Genomic DNA, 8,863 nt, shown 5'->3' with positions numbered 1-8,863 from the left:
GCTGCGGGTTCGAGGCTTGATCCACCCGACTTCGGCCGTTTGCGCGACGACAGACACCGCTCGGGGCGAAAAACGCTTGCCCAGCGAGCAAAATCAGGCGATCTTGAAGTCAAGCGGCAGGCCACTTGGGGAATGTCGGTTTACAAGGCTCATCGATGACACGCAGTTACCGTCCTGACCATGTTCTGTCGCGCAGCCCCTGTTGGGTCGGTGTGACCTGATGGTCATGCAGACCGAAATCGCCATCATCGGCGCAGGCGTTGTTGGCCTTGCCATAGCGGAACGGCTGGTCAGCGAAGGGCATGAGGTCGTCTTGATCGACCCAAATCCCGCCGGGTCTGGTGCATCCTATGGAAATGCCGGCACCATCGCTGATTATGCAGTGCTTCCGGTTGGCACGCCCGATGTGTTGCGCAACCTGCCATCGCTGCTGTTTGACCGGAATTCCCCCCTGTCGATCCGTCGCGCCGCCCTTCCCAGCCTTGCCCCTTGGCTGATCCGCTTTGCCTTTCAATCCCTGCCGGGGCCCGCGCGGCGCAACGCTGCGGCCATTGCCGACTTGCTGGCAGATGCGGCCGGGTTATGGGCAGGATTGGCCGACCGTATTGGTGGGCAGGACATCTTGCAAAAGCGGGGCTGCCTTTACGCCTATGAAACGCGCCGGGCCTTTCAATCCGCCAAGGCAGACATGGCCTTTCGGCGCAGTCTGGGCATATCGGTTGATCTGATCGGCCCAAATGACTTGCGGCAACTGGAACCGGGCCTGCCCGAGGTTGAGGGCGGCGCCGCGTTTTTTCCCAATGCCGTCTTCATGTCCGATCCGGGTGAGATGGTGGGCCGATTGGCGCGTGCGGTGGCGGCCCCAGTGCTGCCGCACCGCATCACCCAACTGCGCCGCGTGGCAGGCGGGGTTGAACTGGCTGGCGGCGACTTCCAGTTGAAGGCACGTAAGGTTGTGCTGGCCGCTGGAGCACATGCACGCGATCTGGCGCGGCAGGCCGGGGACCGCATTCCGCTGGACACCGAACGGGGGTATCACGTCGAATGGGATATGGATGTGCCCCGGCTAACCCGTCCAACCTGCCCGACCACACGCGGTTTCTATCTGTGCCCGATGTCCGGTCGCTTGCGGGTCGCAGGCACGGTCGAATTGGGCGGGTTGACCGCACCACCCTCGCCCCATCGGGTGGCCCGGTTGGTCGAAGGCGCGCGCGCCCTGTTTCCCGATCTGCCCGAACCGTCGCGCGATTGGATGGGGTTCCGTCCCAGTTTGCCCGACAGCCTTCCGGTCATCGGGCCGTCACGCGGCGGGGCCGATGTGATCCATGCCTTTGGTCATGGCCATATCGGGCTGACACTTGCCCCCATCACGGCCATGCTTGTGGCGGATGTTCTGGCCGGGCGAACACCTTGCCGCGATATCGCTGCGGTCCGGCCACAGCGTTTCGGGCTTTGATCCGCCCCTGACCCCGGCTAATCAAGGGTAAATACGCAGGAATTCGCGGGAAATCCCTTGCCGCAGAACTTGCCGATCCAACTCCTTATGGGGGAGATCGTGCTTCGCGCGCCGGACCGCCGGCGCGCGAGCAGGAACATGAGCCCGGCGAGAAGGAAGGCTCCGTAGCGCAGCGCCCCCCCACACCCACGGGCTGGCCGTGATCCTGCCTAGGAGGACGGCAGTCACCGCCGCCCCCGGCGCCAGTCGTCGAGGCGGGCATAGATGGTGACTGCGATGCCACAGAGTGCCACCGCGATGAACACCCAGCGCAGAGTGTCGAGATACGGCACCAGCGGCAGGATGGCGGATTGCGTCTCGGCCAGGACGCCCTGTGCCACCTCGACGCCCGCCGCGCCCAGCGTCGCCACGCCCGCCGTGCCACCACCCTTCATCGTGCGGCTGTCGGCCAGCACCTCGCGGGCGGGCGGCGCCTCGGCTGCGAATGCGGTCGCTCGGACCGGGAAACGCTCGCCCCACTGGCGTGCGGGGCCGAGGTCCACATGGATGAACCCCGTTGAGGGAGAAGTTCCAAACCCGCGTTTCTGGGTTCGCCGCCATCACACTATCGAGATAAGCCACAAAATCTTGAGGATCGACGAAGGCGCGCGAGCCCTTCTTGGCTACTGCTTGCACTGTACCGACTTGGCAGTAAAGCGGCGGCAAGGTCAGATTGGGGTCGTTTACGGGAGGGGGCGGAATCTTACGCTAAGGCTTTGGCCAACGATATTCTCCGGTGAGATTGATGTGCTCCCATCCTAGCGGCGAGACATGGACCAGCAGATCAGGTGATAGCAGCTTTCCATCGCGTTTGTGGTTGGCGACGACTTCGCCCAGCTTCATGGTGTTCCAGAAGATGATGATGGCGGCCTGCAAGCCAGTATAGCTGCATGTATAAAGCCCACCACAGCTATGATTAGCCTTTCGTGCGCCGCTCGCGCTTGGCCACGGCCACTGACAATTCCCGTCTAAAAATGCGGATCGAAATCCGCACGCCCCCTTTGCAACCCGTAAAAAGCGCACTATATAGCCCGTGTTCCCTCGTGGAACTATGGACATAAACGCGCTCGTAATAAGCGGATCGGACCCGGGGGCGGTACCCGGCGGCTCCACCAATATCCTTCGTTTGGGGATCATGGGGCCGAAATAGGATCGACGGACGTCTAAAGGAGTTAGCTTTGTCTCGGCTGTCTGCCACCGTTACCGGCGAAAACAGTACAATTGCAAACGACAATCGTGCTCCGGTTGCTCTGGCTGCGTAAGCAGTTCGAGTAATCGAAAACTAAGCCCTTGCGCCTAGCCGCGTAAGGCGGGGTTCGCAGGTACCTGGCAACAGAAACCTGCACTTTCCCCGAACGCGCCAATATTCTGTTCGAGGTATGCCGGACTGCCTCGTCGCGTTATCGTAATTCAGATGTTTTCAATCCGGCCTCGGCACTGTATGGCGACCGCCAAACTGGCAGAAAGCTGTTTGAACTGTGACCTCGCCCATGACCAAGACCGAAATCCTGCAAGCCTGGTACGACCAGGCCTGGAGCCGTGGCGACCTGAGCGATCTGGAGCGTTTTTACACGGCGGACGTCACCGCCACCGGTGTGGTCCCCTCCCTGCCCCTCAATCGCAACGACTTTCAGGATTTTGTGGCAGCTCTGCGCCATCAGGTTAAGCAGATCGCAATCTCGATCACCCAAGCTGTGGAACAGGGCGAGTGGCTGGCCGCACGCATTGAATTCAATGGCTGCTGCGCCGCGACGGACGCTCCCATTCAGACAACGGGACAGGTGATGATCCGGTTCAAGGACGGAAAGATGGCGCAATCCTACGGCCAATTCGACTACATCACCTTGTTCGAGCAGCTGGGACAATTGCCACAGGACACCATTGCCGCCTGTCTGGCGGGTCAGGGGCTGACATGGCGGTAAGAAAATCGACGGATCACGCGCAAAACGACCCCCCGGCGACGCAACGCGCCTTGTTGCTCGCGGCCTCGTTCGACCCTGAGCAGACCGCGAATATGCCGCTCACCGCGGTGATACAGCGCTGGTTCGACGAGGTCTGGTGCAAGGGCAACCTGAAGGCCGTCTCGCAATTCCTGACGCCGGAAACTGAAATCTCCGGTGCCGTGTCCGCGCTTGCAGAACCGGAAACGGAATATGCCGAAGTTGTTGCAGCGGTGCGCAATCTGCTGGGGCCGATCAGGGTCACGATCACCCATGCGATGGAGACAGAGGATTGGGTGTCCGCGCGCCTGATCGCCTCCACCAGCAATCCCGAAGACGGCACCCCCTTTGAAATTTCCGGCCAGGTCATGGCGCGGATCAAAAACGGCAAGATCGTCGAAATGCATTCCAACATGGATTACTTCCACATGTTTGAAATGCTGGGGCAATTGCCGCCGGACGCAATGGCGATCTGCATGACGGGCGAGCGTCTCAAGTAACCGGTACCGCCCGCCCGCTGCACCTCTCTTGACAGCCCCCTGCCCGCGTGGGACGCACGACAGCAGCTTCCGGTGACGGTGCCGGACATCCAGCGAGGCAGGCGCATCATGGTGGCACGGAACCAGGCGGAATCCCCCAACTCCCCCTCCGACAGGGCTTCCACCAATCCCGGCTGGGGCGAAATGCTGCGGGTCTTTGGCCGCATCGGCCTCCTCAGCTTCGGCGGACCCGCCGCGCAAATCGCGCTTATGCACAAGGAACTGGTCGAAGACCGCCCCTGGCTGAGCGAAGACAGCTTCCTGCGCGGCCTGTCCTTTTGCATGCTGCTGCCGGGACCCGAGGCGATGCAACTGGCCACCTACACCGGCTGGCGTATGCGCGGCACGCTCGGCGGACTGTTTGCTGGGCTTTTGTTTGTGATGCCGGGGGCCGTGGTGATCGGCCTGCTGGTCTGGCTTTACGCGCAGTTCGGCACAATGCCAGCGGTTCAGGCCGCGTTCCTGGGCATCAAGGCGGCGGTGGTGATCATCATCCTGCAGGCACTGCGGCGCCTATCGGCAAAGGCGCTGCACAATTCTCTCGACTGGATGCTGGCTGCCGGCGGATTTGCGGCCCTGTTCTTTCTGAACGTACCGTTCCCCCTTGTGGTTCTCGCGGCCGCTGTCATCGGCCTCTTGCGCCGCCCTGCCACCGACGCCGCCTCTGCCGCCACCCCGGCCCCGTTTCGCGCCGCCGCCACGCTGTCCACCGTTGCACTGTGGGGGGCCTTGTGGCTGCTGCCGCTGTTGGCGCTGGAGCTGGCAGGCGCGGATTTCCTGAGCGATCTGGGCTGGTTCTTTGCCAAACTGGCGGTGGTCACCTTTGGCGGTGCCTATGCGGTGCTGGCCTATATCAGCCAGACCGTGGTCAGCCAGTTCGGCTGGATTACCGCCGGGCAGATGATCGACGCGCTTGGCCTGGCCGAAACGACCCCCGGCCCGCTGATCCTCGTGACCCAATTCGTGGCAATGCTGTCCGGCCTCACGAAACAGGGCACCGCCCTTTTCCTCGCAGCCGGTGCCGTCGCGCTCTGGGCGACATTTGTTCCATGCTTCCTGTGGATCTTCGCCGCCGCCCCATACGTCGAGCGTATCGCCACGCACCCGCGGTTGGGACAGGCGCTGAAGGCCGTCACCGCCACTGTCGCCGGTGTCATCCTGAACCTGTCGTTGTGGTTCCTGATCCACGTGGTCTTTGAACAGACGCGGACATTGGAGCATGGGCTGCTGCATCTTCCAGTCCCGGTCTGGAGCAGCGTGGACCCCGTTGCAGCCGCCCTTGTGCTGTTGGCGCCCGCGGTCGGATGGATCTGTCGTGGCAACCTGCCGACGCTTCTGGTGGCGATGGCGGTCGCGGGTCTTGCCCTGGCGCAATTCCCGTTTGCAATCAGCTGACTGCACGGGACTAGCGAGCAATCGGACCGGGGCAAAAAAATCTCCGTCAGCGTCGCAGGCTGCCCTTTTGTTTCCGCCAAAATCTCTTATGCTTAACGCAAAATGAACAAAGGGTGACTGCATGTCCCGTGAAATTGACTATGGCAACCTGATGCATTCTGCGATGCGCGGCCTGATCCGGACCGTGCTGCAGGACGTTTCCGAGAACGGCCTGCCTGGCAACCACCATTTCTTCATCACGTTTGACACCGATCACCCGGACGTGGAACTGGCAGACTGGCTGTCGGACCGTTATCCGGGCGAAATGACGGTCGTCATGCAGCATTGGTTCGACAATCTTGTCGTCGATGAGGATGGCTTCGCGGTCACGCTGAATTTTGGCGACTCGCCCGAGCCGCTCTACATCCCCTATGACGCAATCCGCACCTTCGTGGATCCGTCCGTGGAATTCGGCCTGCGGTTCGAAAGCGCCGAAGACGAGGGCGAGACCCCGACCACACTCCCGGACTCCGAAGCGCCCTTCGAAAGCGAGCCTCCGGCCCCGGCGAGCGAAAAGAAAGACGCCGACGTGGTTTCGCTGGACAGTTTCCGCAAGTAAATCGACCTGCCGCACTTGCTGGGCGTCCCGATGGCGGTGGGCGCCGATGGCCCTGGTCAGACCGGGTCACAGGCAAGTGTGCGCACAGTAACCGGGCACCCACTGCCGCGCCAATGGCGGGCATCGGATCTCGATTGCCGCCACCGGCTGGTTACAGGCGGGTCAGAAATGCCTCTATTTTACGGCGGATTTCGCCGTTCAGCCGGGATACGTAGACCAGATCCAGTCCGCCTTCGGCCAAGGTCCTGTCATATTGCTGGATCTCGTAGTCGCCGTTGGGGTGGATGAACATCGAAAACACCGTCAGCGTGTCGCCGTCGATCCGCCCCCAGACAAAGGGCTCCCCCGCCATCGGGTCCAGCGGCACCGCGTGGCCAAAGACGTTGCGCCGCATCGCCGCCGAAAACACCCCGGATCGGTTGCTGGGCTGAAACTCGATCTCGTAGCTTTTGGTCTTTCTGCGGCCATCGCCTTTTTCCGTGGTCGCAACCCATTTCAGCACGAACCCCTTGGAGGTCTCACGGATCGTGACGCTGATGTCGCGCGGCACTTGCTGTCCGTCAGCAGCCTCGATCTCGACTGATCCCGAATATTCACCCGCGAACTGACCAATCTCGGCTGCGCAGACAGAAATCGGCGCCCAGACCACCACCAGCGCCATTACATGTGCCACGATGCGCAGGCGGATGGCCATGCCACGAGCCTTCAGCCACGAGCGCATGTTTCGAAGGCTCACGCACATCCGGGGGGACCCTGTCAAAGAACGTGGCACGTCAAATCCTTCCTCACCTTCCATAAGATACCCGCCGTTACATATTGCGCAGTGACAGGCATCAAGAACAGGGCTCTGCCCCCGCAGGCCCGATGATTATGCGAGATTTCTGAACATTTCGCAAAATGCGCGCCGCAAGGATCATAGCAGATACTCCCCGACTTGCAGGGGGTGCGATTGCGACAATTGCACTCTATACCTCGCGGGGCAAAACACTATGCTGCGCGCGACTGGCCAATTGCGCCTGTGCAGCGCGCAGGCTAAACGGCATACAGACGCATACAACGAGAGAGGCGACGGATGACCGGCACCCGTACCGAAACCGACAGCTTTGGCCCGCTTGAGGTCCCCGCAGACAAATACTGGGGCGCGCAGACGCAGCGCTCGATCATGAACTTCCCGATCGGCTGGGAAAAACAGCCCGTGGCCATCGTGCGCGCGCTTGGCGTGATCAAGCAGGCCTGCGCCATGGCCAACAAGGCGTCCGGCAAGCTGGACGCAAAGATCGCCGATGCCATCATTCAAGCCGCCAGCGAAGTTGTCGCGGGCAAGTTCGACGACAACTTCCCGCTGGTCGTCTGGCAAACCGGTTCGGGCACCCAGTCCAACATGAACTCGAACGAGGTCATCGCCAACCGCGCGATCGAGATCCTCGGCGGCGAGATTGGCTCCAAAGATCCGGTACACCCGAACGATCACTGCAACATGGGCCAGTCCTCGAACGACACCTTCCCGACCGCGATGCATATCGCCACCGCGATGATGGTGCGCGACGTGCTGGTGCCGGGGCTGACCAAGCTGGCGGAAGGGCTGGAGCGGAAGTCCGAAGAGTTCAAGGACATCATCAAGATCGGCCGCACCCACACTCAGGACGCGACCCCGCTGACGCTGGGCCAGGAGTTCGGCGGCTACGCGCATCAGATCCGCCAGGGGCTGGCACGGGTCGAGGCCGCAATGCCCGGCATCTACGAGCTGGCACAGGGCGGCACCGCGGTGGGCACCGGCCTGAACACCCAGAAGGGCTGGGCCGAAGAAGTGGCCGCCAACATGGCCGAGATCACCGGCCTGCCCTTCGTAACCGCTCCGAACAAGTTCGAAGCGCTGGCAGCGCATGATGCGATGGTGTTCCTGTCGGGCGCGCTCGCGACCATCGCGGGCAGCTGCTACAAGATCGCCAACGACATCCGCTTCCTCGGCTCCGGCCCGCGTTCGGGCCTGGGCGAGCTGATCCTGCCGGAAAACGAGCCGGGCTCCTCGATCATGCCGGGCAAGGTCAACCCGACCCAGGCCGAGGCGCTGACCCAGGTTGCCGCGCATGTCATGGGCAACGACGCGGCCATCAAGTTCGCAGGCTCCCAGGGCCACTTCGAGCTGAACGTCTACAACCCGATGATGGCGTACAACCTGCTGCAGTCGATCCAGCTGCTGGGTGATGCGGCCGACAGCTTTACCGAACGCATGCTGAATGGCATTCAGGCCAATGAGCCGCGCATCGAGAAACTGATGAAGGAAAGCCTGATGCTGGTGACAGCCCTGGCACCGACCATCGGCTACGACAACGCCACCACCGTTGCCAAGACCGCGCACAAGAACGGCACGACGCTGAAAGAAGAAGCGATCAAGCTGGGCTTCGTGGATGAAGCCACCTTTGACGCGGTGGTCCGCCCCGAACAGATGATCGGTCCCAAGGACTGATGGGCAAGCCGGTCAATCTGAACCGGTACAGAAAGACAAAGGCGCGGGCCGAGAAAAAGGCCCGCGCCGACCAGAATGCCGTGGAATTCGGGCGTTCCAAGGCGGAAAAGGATCTGGCCAAGGCGCGCAAGGCGCAGGACGTCCGCCGCCTCGATGGCCACAAGCGTGACGAATGACCGGGCGGCCGAAGAAACACTCGCTCACCCTGCGCGGCCATCGCACATCCGTGTCCTTGGAAGACGAGTTCTGGGACGCTTTCCGAGAAATCGCCGCGCAAGATGACCGTGCGATCAACGACCTGGCGGCTGAAATCGACGAAAGCCGCGGGGACGACTGTGGTCTGGCTTCGGCCATCCGGCTTTTCGTGCTGCGCCGACTGAGAAGCGGTTGAGACCGCGGGACTTCTGATCGTTACCCGCCTTTCCCGCC

10 protein-coding genes, 1 other RNA gene and 1 pseudogene are annotated in these 8,863 nt (G+C 62.1%); 9 read left to right on the top strand and 3 right to left on the bottom strand.

Annotated features, from left to right (window positions below; all coding sequences use genetic code 11):
- Window positions 1-220: 220 nt before the first annotated feature.
- On the top strand, window positions 221-1,456 hold the full coding sequence (locus tag AB9K35_RS05550) for an NAD(P)/FAD-dependent oxidoreductase (RefSeq protein ID WP_369835234.1): 1,236 nt from the start codon (window positions 221-223) through the stop codon (window positions 1,454-1,456).
- A gap of 224 nt (window positions 1,457-1,680) precedes the next feature.
- On the opposite strand, the pseudogene AB9K35_RS05545 reads toward AB9K35_RS05550, so the two are convergent.
- Together AB9K35_RS05545 and AB9K35_RS05540 are read right to left on the bottom strand one after the other, a co-directional pair.
- Window positions 1,681-2,034, bottom strand: a pseudogene (locus AB9K35_RS05545) (peptidase M15); the annotation flags it as partial.
- A 169-nt stretch (window positions 2,035-2,203) separates the two neighbouring features.
- Window positions 2,204-2,518 (bottom strand): Tn3 family transposase, encoded by a 315-nt coding sequence (locus tag AB9K35_RS05540; protein ID WP_369924835.1) that lies wholly within the window; start codon window positions 2,516-2,518, stop codon window positions 2,204-2,206.
- On the opposite strand from AB9K35_RS05540, the gene ssrA reads away from it, so the two are divergent.
- The 5 genes from ssrA to AB9K35_RS05515 all read left to right on the top strand — a co-directional run bounded on the left by ssrA (window position 2,492) and on the right by AB9K35_RS05515 (window position 5,967).
- Window positions 2,492-2,842: a transfer-messenger RNA gene (gene ssrA, locus AB9K35_RS05535) on the top strand. The two genes, AB9K35_RS05540 and ssrA, sit on opposite strands and share 27 nt — an antisense overlap.
- Before the next feature lie 143 nt (window positions 2,843-2,985).
- Window positions 2,986-3,417 carry an ester cyclase gene (locus tag AB9K35_RS05530; RefSeq protein ID WP_222453359.1) on the top strand — a complete coding sequence of 144 codons (432 nt, stop codon included), beginning with the start codon at window positions 2,986-2,988 and terminating at the stop codon, window positions 3,415-3,417.
- Window positions 3,408-3,935 carry an ester cyclase gene (locus tag AB9K35_RS05525; RefSeq protein ID WP_369924834.1) on the top strand — a complete coding sequence of 176 codons (528 nt, stop codon included), beginning with the start codon at window positions 3,408-3,410 and terminating at the stop codon, window positions 3,933-3,935. The genes AB9K35_RS05530 and AB9K35_RS05525 overlap by 10 nt, the downstream gene beginning before the upstream one ends.
- Before the next feature lie 108 nt (window positions 3,936-4,043).
- On the top strand, window positions 4,044-5,369 hold the full coding sequence (chrA, locus tag AB9K35_RS05520; protein WP_369924833.1) for a chromate efflux transporter: 1,326 nt from the start codon (window positions 4,044-4,046) through the stop codon (window positions 5,367-5,369).
- A gap of 121 nt (window positions 5,370-5,490) precedes the next feature.
- Window positions 5,491-5,967, top strand: coding sequence for an SspB family protein (locus AB9K35_RS05515; protein WP_369924832.1), 477 nt, complete (start codon window positions 5,491-5,493; stop codon window positions 5,965-5,967).
- A 151-nt stretch (window positions 5,968-6,118) separates the two neighbouring features.
- Here AB9K35_RS05515 and AB9K35_RS05510 read toward each other — a convergent pair whose 3' ends face one another.
- The gene (locus tag AB9K35_RS05510) at window positions 6,119-6,661 is read right to left on the bottom strand and encodes a hypothetical protein (RefSeq protein ID WP_369924831.1); all 543 of its coding nucleotides are present in this window, start codon (window positions 6,659-6,661) and stop codon (window positions 6,119-6,121) included.
- Window positions 6,662-7,039: 378 nt separating this feature from the next.
- Between AB9K35_RS05510 and fumC the strand changes: the two genes are divergently transcribed.
- Genes fumC through AB9K35_RS05495 form a run of 3 tightly spaced genes read left to right on the top strand, consistent with a single transcriptional unit; the run spans window position 7,040 to window position 8,825 of the window.
- Window positions 7,040-8,434, top strand: a complete 1,395-nt coding sequence (fumC, locus tag AB9K35_RS05505) for a class II fumarate hydratase (protein WP_222453364.1) — start codon at window positions 7,040-7,042, stop codon at window positions 8,432-8,434.
- Entirely contained in the window at window positions 8,434-8,610 is a 177-nt protein-coding gene (locus tag AB9K35_RS05500; RefSeq protein WP_222453365.1) for a DUF4169 family protein, read from the top strand. Before fumC ends, AB9K35_RS05500 begins: the two co-directional genes overlap by 1 nt.
- The gene (locus tag AB9K35_RS05495; protein WP_222453366.1) at window positions 8,607-8,825 is read left to right on the top strand and encodes a ribbon-helix-helix domain-containing protein; all 219 of its coding nucleotides are present in this window, start codon (window positions 8,607-8,609) and stop codon (window positions 8,823-8,825) included. The genes AB9K35_RS05500 and AB9K35_RS05495 overlap by 4 nt, the downstream gene beginning before the upstream one ends.
- Window positions 8,826-8,863: the final 38 nt, after the last annotated feature.

Source organism: Leisingera sp. XS_AS12 (assembly GCF_041224635.1).
GTDB lineage: Bacteria > Pseudomonadota > Alphaproteobacteria > Rhodobacterales > Rhodobacteraceae > Leisingera.
Note: the sequence above shows the minus strand (reverse complement) of the source record. Positions and strands in the feature narration are given on the sequence as shown.